At 53.8% G+C, this 22302-nt stretch carries 17 protein-coding genes; 5 read left to right on the top strand and 12 right to left on the bottom strand.

Annotated features, from left to right (window positions below):
* The 3 genes from dxs (at position 1) to AACY98_RS14075 (ending at position 8893) form a co-directional block, all read left to right on the top strand.
* Entirely contained in the window at positions 1-1839 is a 1839-nt protein-coding gene (dxs, locus tag AACY98_RS14085) for a 1-deoxy-D-xylulose-5-phosphate synthase (protein WP_339806032.1), read from the top strand.
* Between the two features lie 108 nt (positions 1840-1947).
* Entirely contained in the window at positions 1948-2583 is a 636-nt protein-coding gene (locus tag AACY98_RS14080) for an OmpA family protein (RefSeq protein WP_339806030.1), read from the top strand.
* 481 nt (positions 2584-3064) lie between these two features.
* Positions 3065-8893, top strand: coding sequence for an autotransporter outer membrane beta-barrel domain-containing protein (locus AACY98_RS14075; RefSeq protein WP_339806028.1), 5829 nt, complete (start codon positions 3065-3067; stop codon positions 8891-8893).
* 118 nt (positions 8894-9011) lie between these two features.
* On the opposite strand, the gene mnhG is transcribed toward AACY98_RS14075, so the two are convergent.
* The 9 genes from mnhG to AACY98_RS14030 form a co-directional block, all read right to left on the bottom strand.
* A complete protein-coding gene (gene mnhG / locus AACY98_RS14070) occupies positions 9012-9431 on the bottom strand; it encodes a monovalent cation/H(+) antiporter subunit G (protein WP_126980435.1) in 420 nt (139 codons plus the stop codon).
* The gene (locus tag AACY98_RS14065; RefSeq protein WP_126980434.1) at positions 9428-9721 is read right to left on the bottom strand and encodes a K+/H+ antiporter subunit F; all 294 of its coding nucleotides are present in this window, start codon (positions 9719-9721) and stop codon (positions 9428-9430) included. Before AACY98_RS14065 ends, mnhG begins: the two co-directional genes overlap by 4 nt.
* Positions 9718-10218: a Na+/H+ antiporter subunit E gene (locus tag AACY98_RS14060; RefSeq protein ID WP_339806024.1), complete on the bottom strand. Its 501-nt coding sequence runs from the start codon at positions 10216-10218 to the stop codon at positions 9718-9720. The genes AACY98_RS14065 and AACY98_RS14060 overlap by 4 nt, the downstream gene beginning before the upstream one ends.
* A complete protein-coding gene (locus tag AACY98_RS14055) occupies positions 10215-11954 on the bottom strand; it encodes a monovalent cation/H+ antiporter subunit D (RefSeq protein WP_126980433.1) in 1740 nt (579 codons plus the stop codon). The genes AACY98_RS14060 and AACY98_RS14055 overlap by 4 nt, the downstream gene beginning before the upstream one ends.
* Entirely contained in the window at positions 11951-12334 is a 384-nt protein-coding gene (locus AACY98_RS14050; protein WP_126980432.1) for a Na+/H+ antiporter subunit C, read from the bottom strand. The genes AACY98_RS14055 and AACY98_RS14050 overlap by 4 nt, the downstream gene beginning before the upstream one ends.
* Positions 12334-15339: a monovalent cation/H+ antiporter subunit A gene (locus AACY98_RS14045; protein WP_126980431.1), complete on the bottom strand. Its 3006-nt coding sequence runs from the start codon at positions 15337-15339 to the stop codon at positions 12334-12336. The genes AACY98_RS14050 and AACY98_RS14045 overlap by 1 nt, the downstream gene beginning before the upstream one ends.
* Positions 15340-15733: 394 nt before the next feature.
* Positions 15734-16711 carry a metal ABC transporter substrate-binding protein gene (locus AACY98_RS14040; protein WP_339806021.1) on the bottom strand — a complete coding sequence of 326 codons (978 nt, stop codon included), beginning with the start codon at positions 16709-16711 and terminating at the stop codon, positions 15734-15736.
* Between the two features lie 66 nt (positions 16712-16777).
* Complete coding sequence (locus AACY98_RS14035) at positions 16778-17650, bottom strand: metal ABC transporter permease (RefSeq protein WP_339806019.1); 873 nt, start codon at positions 17648-17650, stop codon at positions 16778-16780.
* Positions 17647-18378, bottom strand: a complete 732-nt coding sequence (locus AACY98_RS14030) for a metal ABC transporter ATP-binding protein (protein ID WP_339806017.1) — start codon at positions 18376-18378, stop codon at positions 17647-17649. The genes AACY98_RS14035 and AACY98_RS14030 overlap by 4 nt, the downstream gene beginning before the upstream one ends.
* Positions 18379-18793: 415 nt before the next feature.
* On the opposite strand from AACY98_RS14030, the gene AACY98_RS14025 reads away from it, so the two are divergent.
* Together AACY98_RS14025 and cobB are read left to right on the top strand one after the other, a co-directional pair.
* Complete coding sequence (locus AACY98_RS14025) at positions 18794-19201, top strand: Fur family transcriptional regulator (protein WP_423817580.1); 408 nt, start codon at positions 18794-18796, stop codon at positions 19199-19201.
* Between the two features lie 35 nt (positions 19202-19236).
* A complete protein-coding gene (gene cobB, locus AACY98_RS14020; RefSeq protein WP_339806013.1) occupies positions 19237-19944 on the top strand; it encodes a Sir2 family NAD+-dependent deacetylase in 708 nt (235 codons plus the stop codon).
* Between the two features lie 34 nt (positions 19945-19978).
* Here the strand turns inward: cobB and AACY98_RS14015 are convergent, their stop codons facing one another.
* The 3 genes from AACY98_RS14015 to AACY98_RS14005 all read right to left on the bottom strand — a co-directional run bounded on the left by AACY98_RS14015 (position 19979) and on the right by AACY98_RS14005 (position 21945).
* Positions 19979-20590, bottom strand: a complete 612-nt coding sequence (locus AACY98_RS14015) for a cold shock and DUF1294 domain-containing protein (protein WP_339806011.1) — start codon at positions 20588-20590, stop codon at positions 19979-19981.
* Positions 20591-20761: 171 nt separating this feature from the next.
* Positions 20762-21226, bottom strand: coding sequence for an RcnB family protein (locus AACY98_RS14010; protein WP_339806008.1), 465 nt, complete (start codon positions 21224-21226; stop codon positions 20762-20764).
* Between the two features lie 284 nt (positions 21227-21510).
* Positions 21511-21945: a hypothetical protein gene (locus tag AACY98_RS14005; RefSeq protein WP_339806006.1), complete on the bottom strand. Its 435-nt coding sequence runs from the start codon at positions 21943-21945 to the stop codon at positions 21511-21513.
* Between the last annotated feature and the right edge of the window lie 357 nt (positions 21946-22302).

The following is a 22302-nucleotide window of genomic DNA, read 5'->3' as shown; positions in this document are numbered from 1 at the left end:
GTGAGTGACTTATTGAATCAAATCCAAAGTCCGGCCGATTTACGCCAGCTCAGTTTAGAGCAGTTGCCCCAGGTGGCAGATGAATTAAGGGCTTATGTGCTGGAAAGCGTGGCACAGACCGGCGGGCATCTTTCGTCCAACCTGGGCACCATTGAACTGACGGTTGCGTTGCACTATGTGTTCAATACGCCTGAAGACCGGCTGGTGTGGGATGTTGGCCACCAGACATATGCCCACAAGGTTCTGACCGGGCGGCGCGACCGCATGCCGACGCTGCGGCAATACCAGGGGATGAGCGGTTTTCCCAAACGGGATGAAAGTGAGTATGACACATTCGGTGTGGGGCATTCCTCCACATCCGTGTCGGCCGCGCTGGGCATGGCGCTGGCGGCACGCCAGAAGGGTGAGCGCCGGCATACGGTGGCGATCATTGGTGATGGCTCCATGAGTGCCGGCATGGCATTTGAGGCCATGAACAATGCCGGCGTCAGCGATGCTGATCTGCTGGTGATTCTCAATGACAATGAGATGTCCATTTCTCCGCCAGTGGGGGCTCTGAACCGGCATCTGGCCAAGCTGATCAGTATCTACAATACCGCCAAAGATACCGCTAAAAGTGTCTTGGGGCCGATGCCTGTGTTGCTGGAAATGGTCAAGCGTCTGGAAGAGCATGCCAAAGGCGTGCTGGTGCCCGGGACCCTGTTTGAGGAACTGGGGTTTAACTATGTGGGGCCGATTGATGGGCACGATCTGGAATCTTTGGTACATGCGCTGGAGCGCATCCGCAATGCCAAAGGGCCGCAGTTCCTGCATGTGATTACCAAAAAAGGCTGTGGCTATAAACTGGCCGAAGCCGACCCCATTGCCTACCATGGGCCGGGCAAGTTTGATGTGGCCAAAGGCCTGCAAAAAGGGCCTGCATCCAGCGGCAAAACATTCACGCAGATATTTGGCGACTGGGTTTGCGACATGGCCGAGCAGGATGAACGGCTGGTTGCCATTACACCGGCCATGCGGGAGGGCTCTGGCCTGGTAGAGTTTGAGCGTCGCTTTCCGCGCCGTTATTATGATGTCGGTATTGCAGAGCAGCACGCGGTGACTTTTGCAGCCGGTTTGGCATGTGAAGGGCTTAAACCGGTGGTTGCGATTTATTCCACATTTTTACAGCGAGCCTATGACCAGTTGATTCACGATGTGGCTTTGCAGAACCTGCCGGTGGTGTTTGCTGTGGACCGTGCCGGCATTGTGGGGGCCGATGGTGCCACGCACATGGGTTTGTTTGATATTGCCTATCTGCGCTGCATTCCTAATATGGGCATACTGACGCCGGCGGATGAAAATGAATGCCGTCGTTTATTAAGTACGGCGTATGCGCAGCCCGGCCCGGTGGCGGTGCGCTATCCGCGTGGCAATGGCGCCGGCGTAGCGATCGAGCCGGGGCTTGCGCCGCTGCCGTATGGCAAAGGTGAAATCCGGCGCCAGGGGAAGAACGTGGCGATTCTGGCATTTGGTACGCTGCTGTACCCGGCGCTGGAGGCCGCGGAGCAACTGGATGCAACGGTTGTGAATATGCGCAGCGTTAAACCATTGGATATCGAATTGCTGGAGCAGGTTGCGCACGCGCATGAAACGATTGTGACCATTGAAGAAGGCTGTATTGCGGGTGGTGCCGGCAGTGCTGTGATGGAGGCATTGCAGCGACTTAAGCTGGCGCGCCCTGTGCTGCAATTGGGGCTGCCGGACCAGTTTATTGAACATGGGGACTCTCAAAAGTTGAAAAATATGCATGGTCTGGATGCGGCTGGAATTGCTAGGTCGGTTCAGGCATTTCTGGCCTGAATGCGGCGCATGTAGGCTGGGTAAATTGCTGTGTTGACAGGAGGCTGGCAGGCAGTATGGGTGGGCTTCTATTAGAATCTGCTGATTCGATTTGATTTTGAAAGGGACATGATGTCAGATGCTTCAGAAGGAGATGGGCAAAGTGCTGCCTTGGTCGCCATTGGTGCAATGGCTGCCGTAGCGATTGGTATTGCATTGTGGATTGGTATTGCGCAGCCTCATAAAACAGCGGCTGTGACAACGGCATCATCATCGCCGGCCACAGTTGCACAGCAAACTGCAGGAAATAATAATGCATCTTCTGCATCGCCTGAGAGCACGGTAGAAGCCGTGGCTGCTGAACAGGTTGCCAGCGTGACCATCGTCAATGGCAATGTGCATTTTTATTTTGCACCGGGTAAAGCTGATCTGGCCGATGGCGCCAAGGCAGCGCTGGCAGATGCTGTGGCCGCAGCCAAGCGGGGCCGTTTTCTGGTGATTTCAGGTTTCCATGATCCGACAGGCGATCCGGCTGCCAATGAAGAACTGGCAAAACAGCGGGCGCTGAATGTCAGGGCAGCACTGGTTGCCATGGGTGTCCCGCAGACGCAGTTGTATTTGTTGCGTCCAACTGAAACGACCGGGGACGGCTCGTACGCACAGGCACGCCGGGTGGAGGTTGTGATTGTGGAGAAAGCAGATTTCTCTGCGGATGCTTTGTTGGAAGTTGTGCAACAGCCCGAGGAGTCTGGCAGCGCCAATTGATGACCGGATAACCGTCTGAAAGGTCAGACACAACCGCGTTTGATGCGCAAGCTGTAATCGCTGTAATTAATGACAGGCCGCTCTGATACCCTCAGAGCGGCTTTTGGTTTTTTGGCTTTCGTGAAGGCTGTAGACATACGGTAGGTTCTTTTGCAAACGGGTTTTTTAAGAGCCCGTTTTTTATGCCTGCGTCAAGCAGGCGTGTGTCTGCCAACATGCTGAGAAGGCCTGCAAATAAGGCTGGCGCAGTGTTTTCATGCGTATTTCAGCCTATCGCTTGGTGTCAAATGACAACACCAGGCCCTTTTTGATACCCCGAAAGTGTGAACTTTCGCACAGAGATGCCAAGAAACGAGTGTCATGCGGTTTTTAAAGCAGGGAATAAAAACTATATTTAATGCATAAAACCAGAATTACGATAAGAAAAAAAAGATCAGTAGCTACTCACTCGGGCTTTATTAGCTATACAGGATAACAAGCGATGAACTCAACCTACCGGATTGTATGGAACCGTGCTCTGTCTCAATTTGTTGTTGCTTCTGAGCTGGCTAAAAGCCAGACCCAAGGAGGCAGCACAACACGCCTGATTCTTAAGACAAGGCGAAAAGAGCATGCGCCAGCCGTTGCTGCGCAGAAAGCACCCAGCCGGATGTGGCAAGCCTGTCTTGCTTTTTTAGGGACGTTCGCGCTGACAGCGCCGATTCAGGCGCAGACAACGGTCAATATTCAAAACATGACGCCCGATGGCTCCAGCTATGGCTATCAATACACGGTACCGACAGACGGAACACCGCTGACAATCACCGGCAATCTCAATGGTGTCATTGTTCCTGGTGGTTTTGCGTCTTCCGGATCGCCCAGCTCAGGTGATTTGCAGATCCAGGACAAGTTTGAGTGGACCAATGCACCGCCTGCCGATGTGACCGATTATTTCCAGAAAATCGGCACGCCGTCTCAGAACGAAGTGGTTAACGTGTTTGACCCCAAGACCGGCGGGGTGCTTGCAATCCCGACTTATGACTCTGACGCATTGGAAAACGGCGGCTATTTCAAGGACTTTTCAACCGAGCAGTTACCGGTTTTTAACCCGGATGTCGATTTGGTGAACAGTTCCATTTACATTGGTACCGGGCTGGGTCAGGTCACGTCAGCCGGTGGACAGATCAATGTGGATCTGGGTGATGACACCAAGAATGTGCGGGAAGCGGACAACACCATTTCGATGTCGGCCAAACAATCGACATTGTTATATGCAGATGGTACGGCCGGTAATGACAGCAGCATTGTCTGGCAGTCTGACAACTACATTGACTTCAAAGTAACGCCCGTTATTGCCACGGAAGTGCAGGGCGGCTCTGCCGAACTGTTGCAGTTTCAGGATGTCACGACCACTGAGTACAGTTGGGTGGATCCCAATGACCACAGCTTAGGGGTACAGTCAACATCTAAAACGTTTACCATTTCCAACCCGACCGAGCTGGCTGCCTATAACAACTGGTTGCAGGACCAGTTTCAGTATTGGGTGGTTTCCGCTGCGGATGGCGGGCTGGCCTTGTCTGAAAACCAGGTGAAAAGCCAGTACCGCACGCAACTGGATGCGGCGTATGGCGACTCCAGCACAGTGTCGTGGTCCTACAAGGTATGGGATGATGGCGCAGAACACAATAACAAAGCCACCGAAGGCATCGGTGAACTGCACGCGATACATGTGACCGGCTCCAACGCCAGCGGACAGATTGAATCGGATGCGCGGCTGGCCGTTTCCGGCAGTTCCGGCGGGGCCTTGTATGCAGACAGCGGCGCAACACTGGTGAATGACGGACAGCTCGATCATTGGCGTACATCCATATATACCAATGTTTCGCAGGGTATGGTCATGGTGGATTCCACCGGTATCAATAACGGGGTGCTGAATTCGGGCCTGTTTGTTGACAAAGACGGGCGCCAGGATGTCACGAACTGGGGCTCTTTTGGGATGCACGGTGCCGGCGACAGCGTTGTGGTGAACAATGGTGTGATCAACCAGGCCTTGACGACCAACGACTATTCGTCTCCAACCGGTGTTTCGGACGGTATTGATTCAGAGCCTTTGCCTGAAGACGGTTGGGTGCTGGGCCGTGGCATGTGGATAGAAGGGAACTCACAGGGCTACAACTCTGGCTCCATCAACCTGGTGGATGGCCGGGATGGTTCGGGTAACTCCTTCGGAGACGGAACGGCCTATGGCGTCATTGTGACGGGCAACGGGTCGTTTACCAATGAGGATACCGGCCAGATTTATATTGGTCGCGAAGCGCAGTCAAGCATTGATGAAGATACGGCCGATGTCAATATGGGCGGCGGCGCAAATCTGTCTGCCGGGGTTTATGTTGAAACCGCAGGCAATGTGCAAAATAAAGGCGACATTACATTAGGCACGGGCGTGCGCAACGCCGCTGGGATTTTGGTGGTGGACTCCAGTGGCGATGTCAGCAACAGCGGCACCATCAACATCAATGGTGATCAGGCCGGGCGTGTCAATTATGGTATGACGGTCAGAAACTCCGGGGCGTCTGGCTCTACCATAGAAAATACCGGGCAGATCAATGTTTCCGGCAAAAATAATGTGGGCCTGCATGTGCTGAGCAGTACGGCTGATGCAGAAGTGACGACAACCAGCACAGGGGCCATTACGGTGATTGACGGGCAGGACCCGTCTACCGGCTACCGGAACTATGCGGTGGTGGTTGAGGGCAGCCTGGCTGATACGTATCGGGCTACGGCCAATATTCAATCAAACATTGTTCTGGATGGACAGGGTGCTATTGGCATTTATGTGCAAAACCATGGAACGGTTAATGTAGCAGCGCAGTCCAGCCCGGTTATCAATAATACCGATCAGATCGGTTATCTGCTTTCTGGCGTCGGGGCTAAAGCCAATATTGAAACCATCACAACGGCGGATAATGGCCATGCACGTACCACGCTGTTTCGCGTAGCGGATGGTGCGGAGTTTGACGGCACCAATGGCGATTCTGGCCTGCCGATGGAAATGACGGTTACCGGACAGGATTCCATCGCGATTGTGGGCTCCGGCAGCTCCTCTGTGGTAGATACGGGGAATGCAACGCTGAATGTCGGCGGAGAAAACTCCATTGGCGTACGCATTGAGGGCGGTGCCGTTGGTCATATTGATGCCAATACCGTGATTAATCTGACCGGCTCTGGCGCCACCGCCGGTGTGGTGGATGGGCAGAAATACAATGTGGTGAACCAGAAGCAGGGTGTTTATTACACCAATCTGGATTCGAGCGGACGCATCACTTCCTCAGCCGATGATGTTGTTGCCTATGTGGCAAGAACCTATGGGACGATCACGCTTAACAGTGACGCCACAGTGAACCTGCAAGGCACAGACAATACGGGTGTGCGCATTGAAGACTACGGGCAACTGATCAATAACGCCGATGAGGCTTTGTATGTGGCTCACGGTGTCGGGGTTCAGGCTACCGGCAGCAATGCGGTTATCGGCAAGCTCGGGCATGTTCAGACCGATGATGGCACGGCTGCAGTTCAACTGCTCGATGGCGCGGGCCTGGTGGCAGATGGCAGCGATGGTATTGTTGCCGATGGTACTGCCGATGGTATTTTGCTGGATACGGGCGCTGCCGGGCTGACCGCGACAGACCTGACCGTGGATGTTCGAGGCAGCGGGACAGGGGTTGAAAATAAAGCGGAAACCTCTTTGATCACGCTGACCGATGTCACCATCAATGCGCATGATGGCGCAGGGATTCGCACGGCAGTGGATCTGAACTCCGGCAACTCGGGCAATACCATCAATGTCACAGGTGCAGGTACCGGCTATGTGCTGGATAACTATGATACGAGCGCACCGCAACTGACTTCAAGCTTCCTGTTCAGTGATGGTTATACCGTCAATGTGGGCAACGCCAGCGGTACTGCAACCGGTTCCGGCGTATATGCCAATACCACAGGCGCAGTGCAGACCGACGGGGTGATCAATGTGCTTGATAGCACCGGTGGTTCTGCGCTGATTGCACGTGACGCGCAAAGTATCCTGAATACAGGCGAGATACGCTCTGCCAGCGTAGCAGGCAGAGCGGTAGTGGATGCCAGCGGCTCGAACGACAAAATCATTCAAAATGATTATGTGCTTGAAGCTGCTGATGCCACGCAGAGGGTCATTCAGTCCGGTGCAGGTAATGACCTGGTGAACCTGATTACTGCCGGGGCCTCCACCGTCGGGGTGATCAATACCGGGGCGGGCGAAGACGTTTTCCGCTGGACAGCCGGATCATTCCGCGGTGCCGTGGAATTTGAAGGCACGGGCGGGAACAACTTTGCGCTGATCCAGCAGGGAGATCTGGGTGGTGTTTCACACATCATGACACCGGCAGCAGACGGTAATGTGCTGCAGCTTTCCGGTGTATCGGGGGCCAATGCCAAGGTTGGCACTTTGCCTACAGATGATCTGTCACGTGGCACCAATATCGGCTCGGGCTGGAATGTGATCAATGTGCTTGACAACAGTGACGTTCGCATTGTGGGTGATCTGCAAATGGCCGGAACCGCACCGGTGCTTCAGGTGCTGAGCGATTCGGTGGCGCGCGTCGGTGGTCATGACCTGAGCAGCGGCAGTCTGGGAAATCAAAACGTTTATCTGGGAGACCGTACGTCTGCCGTAATCGGTACGGGAACGCTGGTGTTTGACAATGTCAGTGGCAGCCAGACGTATGGCGGTGTTATTTCCGGCGATGGCAACGTGTTGCGTGATGCTGGTGGCACAACCGTGTTGACCAATCAGAACCTGTACACCGGCTCCACCACGATCCGTTCCGGCGCTACATTGCAAGGCGGCATGGCATTTGCCTTCAGTGCGGCGTCTAACCATACGGTGGATGCAGGGGCAACGCTGGATACCGGCGGACACAATCAGCAGGTGGCCGACCTGGTGAACGCTGGCACGGTTACACTTGCCAGCCGGAGTGCAGACAGCTACCTGATTGCCAATAATTATGTGGGCCAGAACGGCACCATGAAGCTTTCTCTGGATGGGATAAAGCAGGTGGCCGACAAGCTAGTGATTGACGGCGGCACTGCCAGTGGTCAGACCACATTGGTGGTACAGCCGATCAACTCAGGCGGGTTTGCAACCACGGGGGATGGCATCATTGTGGTGGAAGCGCTCAACGGCGCACAAACCACCGCACAGACCACCAAGGATGCTTTCAACCTGCAGCGTGAATATGTACTGGCCGGTGCATATGAATACCGTCTGTATGCCGGTGATGCACAGGGCCAGGGGGAAAACTGGTATCTGCGTTCCGAGTTCCGGCCTGATGTGCCTTTGTACTCCGCTTTGCCCAATGTGTTGCGGGGCGATACGCTGATGATGCTGGGAACACTGCATCAGCGCATGGGGGACGAAGTTCATGATGGCCGTGCAGGATCGACGTTGTCGGTAGATGGCCCCCGTCTGTGGACGCGCGTTCTGGGTCGCTCCGGCGATATTGAACAGCACAGCGATGTTTATTCACGTGCCAGCGTCAGCTCCAAGGGCTTCCAGGGCGGTGTTGACCTGATGACCAACGAGAGCTGGAACCTTGGTGTGTATGCCGGCATGCTGGACAACAAGGCCGGGGTGGATACATCGTCTGATTTCGGTTGGATCAAGGCTGGGGATATCAAGGCGCAATCCTATTTCTTTGGCGGCTATGGAACCTATACCGCTGAAAACGGGTTTTACGCCGACGGCGTGCTGCAGGTCGGCTGGCATGATGTCAAATTGGATCCCTCGCAGGACAATGCATTCCGCAAGGCCAGCTTTGATGCCAAGAGTATCACGGCTTCGCTGGAAGTGGGGCGGCCATTTACCATCGGCGAAAGCCGGGCGTTCATTGAGCCGCAGGCACAACTGATTTACATGCACACCAGCATTGATGACAGTACAACCGGCTTGACCACGCAGGTCAGCATGGATACCAAAGATGCCGTCATCGGCCGGGTGGGCGCGCGGATCGTTTTACCCACGAAAACCTCGTGGGGCGACTTTACGCCATATGCCCGCTTTAACCTGTGGCATACCTTCTCGGGCAGCGACTATGTGACGTTTACCGATACCCTGTCAAACCGGTTTGGCTCATCGGTCAGCTATACCAGCCCCGAACTGGCTTTGGGCTTTACGCTGGATATCACATCCAGTCTGCGGCTGTATGGTGAAATCGGCCACCAGTTCAGAGCGGGTTCGGGTGAAACGCGTATCAAGTCGATGAACTCAGGGTCGTTGGGGTTGAAGTTTATCTTCTAACTTCGGGGACGTGCCTGAAAAGCGTTTGAGCGTAAGTAGTCACTAAGGCAAAAGCAGAGCATCCAAGCCAATACCAATAGGCAAGGGTGCTCTGTTTTGTTTGCGATATTTTGCAGTATTACAGGTCTTCGGTCTGCGTGTCCGCGCCCTGTTCACTATCGGGCATGGGGGCCATGTCACCCAGTACGATGGTATAACTCAGCGATGCAGGTGCTGGCAGCCCTTCCTGGCGTTTTCGGAACAGTACCGCACGTGCCAATACCACAGTGGTAATCGGAATGGTGATGGCCAGCATGACGACAATCAGCCAGGCATATAAAGCCGGACGCGCCTGCGTGGCGGTAAAAAAGATCAGCACCGCAATGCAAACACACCAGGCCCCCAGTGTAAAAACAATGGCTGTAGGGTGCATGCGCAGGTAAAAATTATCAAACCGCAGCAACCCCAACGCGCCCAGGATGGTGAAAACAGCGCTGATCAGCAACGGGCAGGCAACAGCAATCTGAATCCACAGAGGTATAACGATTTCCTGGCTCATTCGATCACCTCGCCGCGCAACAGAAATTTGGCCATGGCCGTAGAGCTGACAAAACCAAAAATGGCAATCAGCAATGCCACTTCAAAATACATGGCGCTGCTGTAACGAATGCCTAACACCAGAATCACCAGCATGGCGATGTTATAGATGAAGTCTGCCGCCAAAATCCGGTCCTGCGATGAAGGGCCGACAAACAGCCGAAACAGGCTGATTACCATCGCTGCGGCGTAACAGCCCAGTGTGATGTGAACGACCCAGCTCAAAAATTCAGGAAGAACAATCGACGTCATTGAAATATCTCCATTAACGGCTTTTCATAGCGGTTTTTGAAACGGATGATTTCAGCCTGCGGATTTTTTAAATCAAAAACATGAATCAATACGGCACTGCGGTCCAGTGCCAGTTCAGACCAGATGGTGCCGGGAATAACGGTGCAAATGGCCGCCAGGGCAGTGAGCCCGTTGGGATCGCTCAATTCAAGCGGCACCCGGATAAAGTCCCCGGAAGGTTTTCTTTTTCCGAATTTTGCAGCGGCCATGGCAACCACGATGTTGGAGACAATCACATCATAGCCTACCGTCAGAAACAGTTTCAATGCTACCAGCGGGTGCCGGATGGTGATTGGCGTGGGGCGTAAAGAGGCAGTGAAAACCGGCACAAACCAGCCCAGAATAATTGCCAGTGCAATATGGCCCCGGCTCAATGAGTGGTTCAATACCAGCCACATCAGTGCCAGCGCAACAGAAAGCCAGGGGGCCGGGAACAGAGTGTGAATGACCTTTTTCATGGCGCAACCTCCGCAGCAGGTGTTGCTGGCGCCGTCAGGCGTTCCTGGTTGGTTGGGCTGGGGATCGGCCGGGTGGACATGACGGCCCGAATGTAATCTGCAGGCTGGTACAGAGCGGCAGATGTCGCATAGGTATAACGCAGGCTGATCTCTGCACGCATGGTCAGCAGCACACACGCAGCAAGCAGAATCACAATGGGAATGCTTTCGATGATACGCAGGCGCGGCGCGGTGCGGTTAACCGGAGACCAGAAGTAGCGGATGCCGGCGCGGGAAAAACTGATCAATGCGAACAGGCCTGAGACGATAATCAGCGCTAGCGCCACCCAGCGGACACTGTCCGTGGCGATGACATTCAGGCTGCCGGCCCCTGACGGATTGATCAGGGCATTGAGCATGGCAAACTTGGCAATGAATCCGGCCAAGGGGGGCAGGCCGGCAATCAACAATGCACAGCAGGCAAAAGTGACACCTAAAAATGCAATGGCTGCAGGAATAGCCCGGCCAATGATGGCCTCTTCACGTTCATCGAGGTTGGCATTCTGCTTTTCTTCCAGCTCAAGCTCGGCCAAGTTAAAAACCAGCCGGTCTTCTTCATCTTCGGCAGCGCGCTGTTCAGCATCTTCTGGGGAGCGGGAGCGCTCGATGAGCTCTGCAATCAAAAAGAATGCAGCCACAGCCAGCGTAGAGCCGGGCAGATAATACAGCGCAGCGCTGGTCAGTGACAACTGTCCAAAGCTGATGGCCATCATGATGGTGCCTGAAGAGACCAGCGTGGCATAAGCAGCCAGACGGGACGGGCGTATGGTGGAAAGAATACCAACCATGCCGAAAACCAATGTCATCATGCCGCCATAGGTCAGCCAGGTACTGCCAAACCACTGATCCTCCCCAACAGCCGGGGATGAGAAAAACAGCGAGGACAGCCGCAAAATCACATACAGGCCGACCTTGGTCAAAATAGCGAAGACTGCACTGGATGGTGCGCTGGCACTGCTGTATGCCGATACCAGCCAGAAGTTCAGTGGCCACATGGCCGCCTTGGCCAGAAAAGCCACCGCCAGAACACCGAAACCAATGTACAGCAGTTCATGCCCGGCACGGTTGACAACCTGCAGGCGCTGGGCAATTTCGGCAAAGCTGAGGGTGCCGGTGACGTTGTAAATCAGTGCCACACCAATCAAAAAGAAAAACGATGCGACCAGGTTGATGGCAATGTAGTGCAGTCCGGCGCGTACCCTGTTGGGGCCTGATCCATGCAGCACCAGGCCGTAAGAGGCGGCCAGCAGGATTTCAAAAAATACGAACAGGTTAAACAGGTCGGCAGTTAAAAAAGCGCCATTGATGCCCATGAGCTGTACTTGAAACAGCGTCTGGAAATGCACGCCGGCACGGTCCCAGCGGGCAACGGCATACAGTGCCGTACTCAGGCCGATGATGCTGGCAACCAGCAGCATCATGGCGGAAAAACGGTCTACCAGCAGTGAAATGCCAAAGGGAACATCCCAGTTGGACGGCAGATACACGCCATAAGCGCTGGAGGCATCGCGCTCTTTGACCCAGTAAACCAGCGCGCAGGCAACCAGCACGTTGAGCAGGCAAGCCAGAATGTTGATGAATGAACGGGCGCTTCTGTGCTTTTCGCGTACAGCCACCAGTACGGCTGCCGTGAACATCGGCAACAGTATCGGGGCCACAATCAGGTGTGGCATGCTGTACTCAAGCCATGCAATCATTGGCTGCGCTCCTGCGTTTTGTCGCGCTGTTCAGGTTCTTGCAGTGTATCGGTTCCATCCACATGGTCGTTGCCGTTGAAGCCGCGGGCTGCCATCAGGACAACCAGGAAAAGGGCGGTGGTGGCAAATCCGATCACAATGGCGGTCAGCACGAGCGCCTGTGGAATCGGGTCGGTATAGTATTCCAGCGTTTGCGGGACATCTTCCAGCAGCACCGGCGCACGGTTCAGAATCAGGCGCCCGGAACTGAATAAGAACAAATTGACGGCATATGAAATCAGCGACAGCCCGATAATGACCTGATAGGTACGTGGGCGCAGAATCAGCCAGACGCCCGAAGCGGTTAACATGCCAATGGCCAGGGACAGGGTGATTTCCATTAGGCGGTTTCCTTCAGTTCAGAGTCGGGTGTGGCCAGCATGCTGTCTGGCACCAGTTTGCTGTCCGTGCTTTCAGCGTCACGGGCCAGGCGTTCTTCCACCTCGGTTTCGCGTGCCCGGCGACCGCGCACAGACTGGTGAGACAACGCCGTCAGAATCAGAATGGTGGCACCAATCACCAGCAGATAGACACCAATGTCAAAAAACATGGCGCTGGGCACATGAATATCGCCAATCAGCGGAATATGGAAATGTGGTGCATGTGTGGTCAGGAAAGGATAGCCGACGGCAATCGCTCCCAGGCCTGTCAGCAACGCCAGCAGAATGCCCAAACTGATCAACTGCTGTGGATAGAGTTTCATCCGTGCTTCCACCCACTGGGTACCTGCAATCATGTACTGCATGATGAAAGCCGCCGCAAAAATCAAACCACCAATGAAACCGCCGCCAGGCTCATTGTGGCCGCGCAGCAGGAAGTACACGGATACCACTGTGGCAATCGGCAGCACCAGCCGTACCAGAACCGCAGGAACCATCAGGTAGCCCAATGCGGTATCCTTGGCCTGGGCCGGGTTTTCCACATCCGATGAAATATCTGCAGGTGCCGTGCTTTGCTGTGCCGGAATGTACGTGCTTTCTTTGGCGGGCCGGAAGCGCCGCAGCAGTGCATATACGGTCAAAGCCACAATACCCAGCACCACAATTTCTCCCATGGTGTCAAAGCCGCGGAAATCAACCAGCATGACATTGACGACGTTGGTGCCGCCTCCTTCGGGCAATGCATGTTGCAGGAAGAAATTGGCGGCCAGCGGGTCACTGGAAGAGTGCGTCATCATGGCAAACGCCAGAACAGTCACGCATGCGCCAACCAGCAAAGAAACAATCAGGTCGCGGGTTCGCCTGGCACGAACGAAAATGTTGCTCATGTGGTCGGGGTCAGCCACCTGCTTGGGCAGCCAGCGTAACCCCAGCAAAATCAGAATGGTTGTGACCACTTCCACGGTCAACTGGGTCAATGCCAGGTCTGGTGCGGAAAACCAGACAAATGTCAGGCAGGTAACCAGTCCGGTCATGCCGAGCATGGCCAGCGATGCCAGGCGATGGAACTTGGCTTGCCAGGCAGCGCCCAGTGCACACGAGACGCCAACCACCCACAGCATGGCAAAGACAAATGAAAACGGTTGCTGCTCCCGCTCACCCAAAGTCAGGCGCAGGCCTTCCCCGTTGATCCAAAGCGGCGACAGGCCGGCGGCCAGCACCACAAACAGCATCAGGGCAATCTGGGCCTGCAGCCTTTTGGTGCTGAGCATCAGCGTCATTTGTTTGCCCATGTAGGTCAGCGATGCCAGCAACCTGGTAAATAAGCGCTGTCCGTTTACCCATCCGATCAGGGGAACACCGGCAAACACCCCCAGTTTGATTTGCCGGTGCAATATCAGGTAGAAATAAATACCGCCCGCCATCGCGACCAGGCTCATGGTCAATGGGACATTGAAGCCATGCCATATCGCCAGGCTGTAGGCTGGCAGTGTGCCACCGACCACCGGTGCGGCCGCCGTTGCCAGAACTGGCCCGATCGACAGCGAAGGCGCAATACCGATGATCAGGCACAGACACACCAGAAATTCAATTGGCACACGCATCCAGCGGGTAGGTTCATGCGGCTCATGCGGCAGCCCCATGGGGGCCGGACCAAAAAAGACGTCAACGGTAAAGCGCAAGGAATATGCCACGCTGAAAACACTGGCTACGGTCGCAATCAGCGGCATGCCCCACGACAGCCAGGGCGAGGCGTCCAGGTAAGCCGTTTCGGCAAAAAACATTTCTTTGGACAGAAAACCGTTGAGCAGCGGCACGCCTGCCATGGCCGCACTGGCAACCAGAGAAAGCGCACCGGTAATCGGCATGGCTTTGATCAGGCCGTTGAGTTTACGCATGTCGCGCGTACCGGTTTCATGGTCAATGATGCCGGCTGCCATGAACAAAGAGGCTTTGAAAATGGCGTGGTTGATGGTATGAAATACCGCCGCAACAGCAGCCATGTTGCTGTTAAGGCCCAGCAGCAGCGTGATCAGGCCCAGGTGGGAAATGGTGGAGTATGCCAGCAAGCCTTTCAGGTCATTTTGGAATGTGGCGGCATAGCCTCCCAGCAGCAGTGTGAATGCCCCGGTACCTGCCACCAGCCAGAACCATTCATCCGTGCCGGAAAGTACCGGCCACAGGCGCGCCATCAGGTAAATTCCGGCTTTGACCATGGTGGCTGAGTGCAGGTAGGCCGATACAGGGGTGGGTGCGGCCATGGCACGGGGCAGCCAGAACTGGAATGGAAACTGGGCGCTTTTGGTGAATGCCCCCAGCAGGATCAGCACCAGCATGGGTGTATAAAGAGGATGCTTGCGTATGATGTTACCGGCGGCCAGTACCGTATCCATATCAAAGCTGCCAACAATCTGCCCCAGAATCAGAACACCTGCCAGCAGGCAGAAACCACCCAGCCCGGTCACGGTCAATGCCATGCGGGCGCCGTTGCGGGCGTCACGCCGGTGGTACCAGTAACCGATCAGCAGAAATGAAAACAGACTGGTGAGTTCCCAGAACAACACCAACTGAATCAGGTTGCCGGACAGCACAACCCCGGACATGGCACCCATGAAAGCCAGAAAGAAAGAGAAAAAACGCGCCACCGGGTCTTGTGGTGACATGTAGTAGCGGGCATACAATGTCACCAAAGCGCCAATGCCAAAAATCAGCATGGCAAACAGCCAGGTGAAGCCATCCATCCGGAATGTCAGGTTGATACCAAGTGAGGGAATCCAGAGAATTTCCTGCCGCAACACCGTTCCTGAAGACACGTCAGGAAAAAACAGAGCCACCTGCACCACACATATCAGCGCAATCATCCCGGACAGGAATGCTTCCATATTGCGGGAATTGGTTGGCAGCAACGCTGCAACCAGACTTCCAGCAAACGGGAGGATAATGAGGGTGGCCAGGGAGGTTAGCATAACCCTATGATTCTAAAAGAAAAAGAGGTCTATTTGTCGAGGTTTTATGAAAAGACCTTAAAAACCTGCGCGCAATATTCAGTATTGTAGGCTCAGCGGGGCAGGAAATGCAGTGCAAACTGGAATTTTACGAAAGCGAGGTCTGGCAGCGGGTTGCCGGTATTTTTTGAAATGAATGTGGGGCATGTTTTTATTTGAGTTCAGATAGCCGCATGTTATTTTGAGTTAAAAACAGTTAGCCGCTGAGCCGCAAAGGGATTCTGGTTATGGACAACAGAAATTGGATTCAGCGGTAACAGATGAGAGTCAATTTGTACAGTCTATCATGCGTGTGGTTGCTATCCAACAAGTGCGCATATTTTATGGGCCCTGAACATGTATTGGCACTGTATGGTTATGACGTGATCAGTTTGCCACTCAAGGCCTTGATCAAAACCGTCAGATTGCTGCGCATCATACCGATGTAACTGTCTGCTGCCGTGCCTGGTGCTGAAAGCGCATCGGAATACAGTGTGCCGCCAACGACCGCGCCCGTTTCCTGTGCAATGCGTTGAATCATTTTAGGGTTGCTGACATTTTCCAGAAATACCGCACAAACCTGCTGTGATCGGATCTGCTCGATCAGCCGGGCGATATCGGCAGCCGAAGGTTCTGTACTGGTTGAAAAACCCATGGGTGAAATCAGCGTCAGCCCATAAGCTTGCGCAAAGTAGCCTAAAGAATCATGTGTGGTGACCAGCGTGCGGTGTGTTGGCGATAAGGTTGCCAGTGCATCGCGAATATCACGCTCCAGCTGATGCAGTTCTTTGATGTAGTTCTGGGCGCGTTGTGCATAAATGGCGGCATGTGCAGGGTCGGCTTGGCTCAGTGCGGCTTCAATGTTACGAACATAGATGATCGCATTGGCCACGTTCTGCCATGCATGCGGATCAAACTCCCCATGATCGTGCACATCGTGGTCATGGTCATGATCGTCATGGTTGTGAGCGTGGGCATCATCATGTTCATCATTCAACCTGCGCGGTGTTACGCCCTGGGAGACAACGACTTCCGTTCCGGCAAAGCCCGCGGCATTTCGCAGGCGGGGCAGCCAGGGCTCGAACCCCAGGCCGTTGACAAACAGGATATCGGCCTGAGACAACAGGCGCGCATCCTGTGCTGTGGGTTCGTACATGTGGGCGTCGCTGTCGGGTTTAACCAGGGTGCTGATCTGCACCTGCTCGCCGCCAACCTGTTGCACCAGATCTGACAGGATAGAAAAACTGGCAACCACTTTCAACGGCTCGGCATGTGCTTTTGTCAACGGCGCCATGAACAGAACAGACAGGCAGAGCAACAGTATCAGGCGCAAGCGTAAAGAAAGTGTATGCATATGAGTTTCCTTGCAAAATTGAACGGCGAGGGCATCAACACGCCCTCATGTCTTGAAACCATGGTGTTATGTCTGGCCTGGTTGTATTTTTGGTGGCCGTATCAGCAAACCACTGTGCAACCCCAGGAACATGGAAATGATGTAAATGCCACCCAGCGTCAGCACGATGGCAGGGGAGGCCGGGGTTGCAAAATGGTAAGAAATCAGCAGCCCGATATAGCCTGCTGCCACGCCGGTAGCAGCAGCAACCAGCATTTGTTTGGCAACGGTGGCAGCCCAGAAGCGTGCCGCAGCAGCAGGCAACACCATGAAGGCAACAGCCATTAACGTGCCCAGGGTGTGGAAGCCGCCGACCAGATTCAGCACCAGCAACAGCAAAAATGCACCATAGGCCAGGGCATTCCACCACCCTTTGGTGATTAAAAAGTTCGGGTCAAAACTCTGAATGATCAAAGGGCGGTACAACAATGCCAGCAGCAGCAGTGAAAGTGTCGCAATGCCCGCGGCCAGAAACAAGGTGGCATTATCCAGTGATAAAACGGTACCGAACAGGACGTGCAGCAGGTCGACGCTGGTACCGCGTAGCGAGATGATCAGCACGCCCAGTGCCAGTGAAATCAGGTAAAACGTCGCAAAGCTGGCATCTTCTTTCAGAACCGTGTAGCGGGTGACCACACCGGCCAGGCAGGCAACCAGCAAACCGGCGGCAATGCCGCCAATCGTCATGGCAGGCAGCGACAGGCCGAACAGCAGGTAACCCACTGCAGCGCCGGGCAAAATGGCGTGCGACATGGCGTCTCCCATCAGGCTCATGCGGCGCAGCAACAGCAATACGCCCAGCGGGCTGCTGCCCAGGCTGAGTGCGACACAGCCGGTAAGCGCCCGGCGCATGAAACTGAAGTCGGCAAAGGGGGAAACCAGCCATTCCAGCATGTTCATGCATGCTCCTGTATGCCGGTTTTATTTTTGGTGCCGGGATGTGCCGCTGCATATGTGTTGAGGCAGGTGGCGGCATCGCCCTGGCGCAGAATGCTTTGCTGCCCCAGTAACCATACGTTGGGGAATTGCTGGCGCACCAGTTCCAGATCATGCAAAACCACCAGCAGGGTTGCTCCCTGGCGGTGCCAATGGTGCAGCAGGCGCATCAGGTCGCGCATGGTGGGTTCATCAATGCCGGTAAACGGCTCGTCAAGCAAAAAAAGCTGGGCTTCCTGTAAGACCAGTTGGGCAAAACGGATGCGTTGAAATTGCCCGCCGGAAAGCTCTCCGATCAATTTGTCCGCACTTTCCCGCATGCCCACGGCTTCCAATGCGATGAGGATACGTGTTTCCAGCTCAGCGCTGATGGCTTTGAATGCGCCTGCTTTTTTCCACAGGCCGGACGCGACAAAGTCAAAAACAGAAATCGGAAAGCTGCGGTCGATTTCACTGACCTGCGCCAGATAAGCCACATTGTGTATGTCCGGCGCAATGGTGATATGCCCCGTGAGCGGCTTGATCAGACCTGCAACGGCTTTGAGCAGCGTCGATTTTCCGCACCCGTTGGCACCAACCACAGCCGTAAGTGTGCCGTGATCAATGTGGGCGTTGATACGGCTGAGCACCGGCTGTTGCCGGTAAGCCAGTGTCACGTCGTTGAGAACCATTGCGGTGGTTGCTTGGGTCATGATGCAGGGCAGTGCTCAGGTTCGGACCGACCAGTAAACCATCAACCATAAAAAAGCAGCGCCTGTGGCGGCAAGCAGTAAACGCTGCCAGGCCGCAGCACAAAATACGGTGGTTCTTCTGGAGATACGCGAATGCCGGCTCATATGATTGGGAGGAGTAATTTTTGATATTCAGTTTTAATATTCAGCCAAAGCGCTTGTCAGGGGCATGCAGATACATGCACATGCTGGCAGAATTCCCTGCTGTTCTGGTGCTTATTCTAATTGATAATAAAATATCAATATCAATTAAAGGGAAATCAAAAAGTCGGGTATTGGATGTTCAGGAGAATCAGCCCTTGGGGAATACCTGCGGTGCATGACTCCTGAAACCAGAACGAAGCCAGAACAAAGAGATTGATAGGAAACGATGAGAATGGAGCAGAAACGCTCAACCAAACAACGTACAGCCATGCTGGCGGTGCTGCAGGATGTTAAAAGGCCGCTGACACCGCAGGAAGTGCTTCTGCTGGCGCAGCAGGATGTTCCGGCACTTGGCATTGCCACGGTATACCGCAACTTGAAAGTGCTGATGGAAGAAGGCAGCATCCGCATGGTTGAACTGCCGGGTGAAGCGGCACGCTATGAAGCCATTCACCATGAACATGACGACCATCACCACCATTTTTTATGCACCCAGTGTACACGTGCTTTTGACGTGCATGGCTGCGCAGAAGACTTTGCCAGCCTGCTGCCCCCTGGTTTCAAGGTGAAAAGCCATGAGGTCACTTTGTACGGTTTGTGTGCAGACTGTGTCAAAGCAGAAAAAAAGAAAAAGCATTAAAAACAGAATTGTGTTGAAGGATGAGGGTTGCAAAAATGAAAAAAATTGTGGTGCTGACGGGGGCCGGTATTTCTGCTGAGTCGGGGATTGCAACATTCCGTGCCAGTGACGGTTTATGGGAAAAACACCGGGTTGAAGACGTGGCAACGCCGCAGGCATATCAGCGCGATCCGCAACTGGTGCAGACTTTTTACAATGCCAGGCGGCGCCAGCTTTTAGACGCCGAGGTGAAGCCCAATGCGGCGCACCTGGCGCTGGCCAGGCTGGAGCAGGAATTTAATGGTGAATTTTTGCTGGTAACACAGAATGTGGATAACCTGCATGAGCGGGCCGGAACAAAAAACCTGATTCACATGCACGGCGAGCTGCAAAAGGTGCGCTGCGTACGCTCCGGCCAGGTGGTTGAGTGGACCGGTGATGTCACAAAAGAGGATGGCTGCACATGTTGCCAGCCGTCGCAGCGCCTGCGTCCTCACATTGTCTGGTTTGGCGAAATGCCTTTGCTGATGGATGAAATCTACGAGGCGCTCATGTATGCGGACTGCTTTATTTCCATCGGCACTTCCGGGCATGTGTACCCGGCAGCCGGCTTTGTGCAGGTGGCCAATGAAGCCGGGGCGCAGACGGTTGAACTGAACCTGGAGCCCAGCCAGGGGGAGAGTCTGTTTCAAACCCGGATTTATGGGCCTGCAACGGAAGTGGTGCCGCAATATGTAGATAAATTGCTGGCATCATTAAGGTGAGCGGCTATACTGCTGCTGAAACACATTGACGTATTCAGGCGACGCCATATTTTTGCCAGTAAAGAGAAAGCAACCAGGCAAACAGGCAGCAATTGGCGATCACGGTGATCCAGAAGATGATCTGGAACGACAGCTTGCTGGATTTGTGCCGGAACAGGCGCTGTGCAATCAAAGCGCCGGGCCAGCCGCCAAACAGTGCCATCAGGTGCAGGGTGTTTTCCTCGGTTCTCCAGCGGTCTTTCACCGCGGCCCGCTTGTCCCGGGCGTAGGTGATAAAGGCCAGTGAACTGAACAGGACATATGGGATGAGAAAAATACTTGGCAGTTTGCCAAAATAATACATTCCCGCTAGTGTCGCCAGGAAGGCTACAGCGATCAAAACAAGTGCCAACGAAAGGCGGCGGGTGCGTCTTTTTCGACGCGATGCAGCATTTTCTGCAAAAGTAACGTTATAGGCTTGCGGACGTCCGTTGTCGTCTACACCGGATTCGTAGAAAACCCGGTCATCTTGCGCCGGCCTTTTGCTGCGGTCGGTAAATGCAGTGACATGGACAAATACTTGTTTACCTCCTGAGTCAGGTGTGATGAAGCCGAAACCCTGTTCATCTTTCCATTGGGTAATGCTGCCTTGTGCGCGTAAATTCATTTTCAATTTACTTTTGTCATGTTGAAGGTTGTGGCCCAATCATGCCATGGCACAAACTTCACATGATTGCACCGGTCATTTTAGCCGGGCGGAAGACATGCAATACGGTATACCCGATAAAAAATGGCCTGGCTCTGTTTTGAAACAACAGCCAGGCCATAACAGGGGAGGTTATTTGTTCAGCAGAATGGACGTGATGACGCCTGTAGCTGCGGCAATCAGGATGAAGTCACCGCCGATTTGTACCCAGTGATGATTGCGGGGCGGCTGGCTCAGCCCGTATGCTTTCCAGTCGTCTACCCGATAAGAGTAACCGCGATATTGCTGCGGTATGCGCTCACCCTGTCTGAAATCCATCGCAGGCCGTGATTCTGCATGAGGTCTGTTCTGGTTCTGTGCCTGTGCAGCAGGCCTGCCGGGTTGTTGCTGGTTTGGCCGGGCGTTATTATTGTTGGAGCGTGAGTCTGCCTGAGGCCCTGCATGACTCTGATTGCGCGATGGGCCGTTTTGGGGCTGCTGTTGTTGTGATGGTGCGGGCTGCCTGTTTCTTTCCTGTGAGGCCGGTTGCGCAAAAGCGACTGAGCTGCCCAGAATGGAAAGTGCGGCCAAATGGCAGACGATGGTTTTCATTTTCATTTGCTAACTCCTTTTGATGCGGATAATGCATCATTCATTTTATATAGCTAAACCACATTTGTTTTTTGAAAACATGAGGCCAGTTTACGTGCCGGATGTGTATGATTTATTTTGTTTTGTAAAGATTTGTATGCTTGCAGCACTCAGCCGTGCAACAGATATGGTATGCAAAGGGAGGGCAAATTTTTGAGAAATAAAAAAAGATACCTGTCTGTGGTGCAGAAAGGTATCTTCGTTTTACCTGTAGCCATAAACCTGTTGGCAGAACAGGTCAAATTATCTGTTTACAGTTTTCCTTCTAAATATTTCTGTACGTCGTGGGCCAGATCAGCCTGTGCGCCATACTCCATTCCATACCTCAAGGTACCATTTGCAAACTCCAGCAGTTTGGGTGTGGTGCGGCTGCATACAATGCTTTTGACATGCGCCTGAACGGTCTGTTTGCCTATTTCTGAGTTCAAGCAGATCTGGTTAACGCCTCTGACAGCTTCCTGACATAAGCTGTAAGCACCGTATTTTTCCAATTCTTCCAGATTGAAAGTAGACCAGTCAAAAGAGACTTTGATGTCTGCGCCACAATTCTCATGCAGTCTTTTGATGTCCGGAGCCAAAAGCTCTTCCTGTTTTTGATGGATCGCACGTTCTGCCAGCGTTTGCCCGACAGCAGCCTGTAAGAACAGGGCCGATAGGCAGGCGAGTGCAATTTTTACTTTAATCATGTATGTTCTCCAATTAAAAAAATAAGTGGTGTGTTGCACCAGTTATTCCAGAAAGTATTTATAAGCGAGCCCATTATAGGAAAATTAATTTTATGAAGATTTAAAACGCATGCCATCGATAACACCTGCTATATTTTTACTTATGAATGCATTGTGAGGATGTGCAGTGGGCCTGCCCCGAAATCTGGCCAGCCATGTCAGGTAAACTGAAAAGCCGTAACCAGGCGGACTGGCATGCAGACCATGGATTGTTTTTGGATGTAGAAAGATGGGCACGCATTAAGGGCAGTAGCCCTTTATGCTCGCCAAGAGCGTCTAAAACGATAACGATACAGGGAACGAGTTTTGAAGCTTTAG

Origin of the sequence: Saezia sanguinis (genome assembly GCF_963921665.1) — a bacterium.
Classification (GTDB): Bacteria; Pseudomonadota; Gammaproteobacteria; order Burkholderiales; family Burkholderiaceae_C; genus Saezia; species Saezia sanguinis.
This window is presented reverse-complemented; position numbering and strand designations above follow the sequence as displayed.

Bases quoted from the DNA above. Each gene is read 5' to 3' on its own strand.
- AACY98_RS14055 (WP_126980433.1), bottom strand. From the start codon at position 11,954: ATGATTGCATGGCTTGAGTACAGCATGCCACACCTGATTGTGGCCCCG.
- AACY98_RS14075 (WP_339806028.1), top strand. From the start codon at position 3,065: ATGAACTCAACCTACCGGATTGTATGGAACCGTGCTCTGTCTCAATTT.
- AACY98_RS14010 (WP_339806008.1), bottom strand. From the start codon at position 21,226: ATGAAAATGAAAACCATCGTCTGCCATTTGGCCGCACTTTCCATTCTG.
- AACY98_RS14060 (WP_339806024.1), bottom strand. From the start codon at position 10,218: ATGAAAAAGGTCATTCACACTCTGTTCCCGGCCCCCTGGCTTTCTGTT.
- AACY98_RS14015 (WP_339806011.1), bottom strand. From the start codon at position 20,590: ATGAATTTACGCGCACAAGGCAGCATTACCCAATGGAAAGATGAACAG.
- AACY98_RS14025 (WP_423817580.1), top strand. From the start codon at position 18,794: ATGGAGCAGAAACGCTCAACCAAACAACGTACAGCCATGCTGGCGGTG.
- mnhG (WP_126980435.1), bottom strand. From the start codon at position 9,431: ATGAGCCAGGAAATCGTTATACCTCTGTGGATTCAGATTGCTGTTGCC.
- AACY98_RS14040 (WP_339806021.1), bottom strand. From the start codon at position 16,711: ATGCATACACTTTCTTTACGCTTGCGCCTGATACTGTTGCTCTGCCTG.
- AACY98_RS14050 (WP_126980432.1), bottom strand. From the start codon at position 12,334: ATGGAAATCACCCTGTCCCTGGCCATTGGCATGTTAACCGCTTCGGGC.
- AACY98_RS14065 (WP_126980434.1), bottom strand. From the start codon at position 9,721: ATGACGTCGATTGTTCTTCCTGAATTTTTGAGCTGGGTCGTTCACATC.
- AACY98_RS14035 (WP_339806019.1), bottom strand. From the start codon at position 17,650: ATGAACATGCTGGAATGGCTGGTTTCCCCCTTTGCCGACTTCAGTTTC.
- AACY98_RS14005 (WP_339806006.1), bottom strand. From the start codon at position 21,945: ATGATTAAAGTAAAAATTGCACTCGCCTGCCTATCGGCCCTGTTCTTA.
- cobB (WP_339806013.1), top strand. From the start codon at position 19,237: ATGAAAAAAATTGTGGTGCTGACGGGGGCCGGTATTTCTGCTGAGTCG.
- AACY98_RS14030 (WP_339806017.1), bottom strand. From the start codon at position 18,378: ATGACCCAAGCAACCACCGCAATGGTTCTCAACGACGTGACACTGGCT.
- AACY98_RS14045 (WP_126980431.1), bottom strand. From the start codon at position 15,339: ATGCTAACCTCCCTGGCCACCCTCATTATCCTCCCGTTTGCTGGAAGT.
- AACY98_RS14080 (WP_339806030.1), top strand. From the start codon at position 1,948: ATGATGTCAGATGCTTCAGAAGGAGATGGGCAAAGTGCTGCCTTGGTC.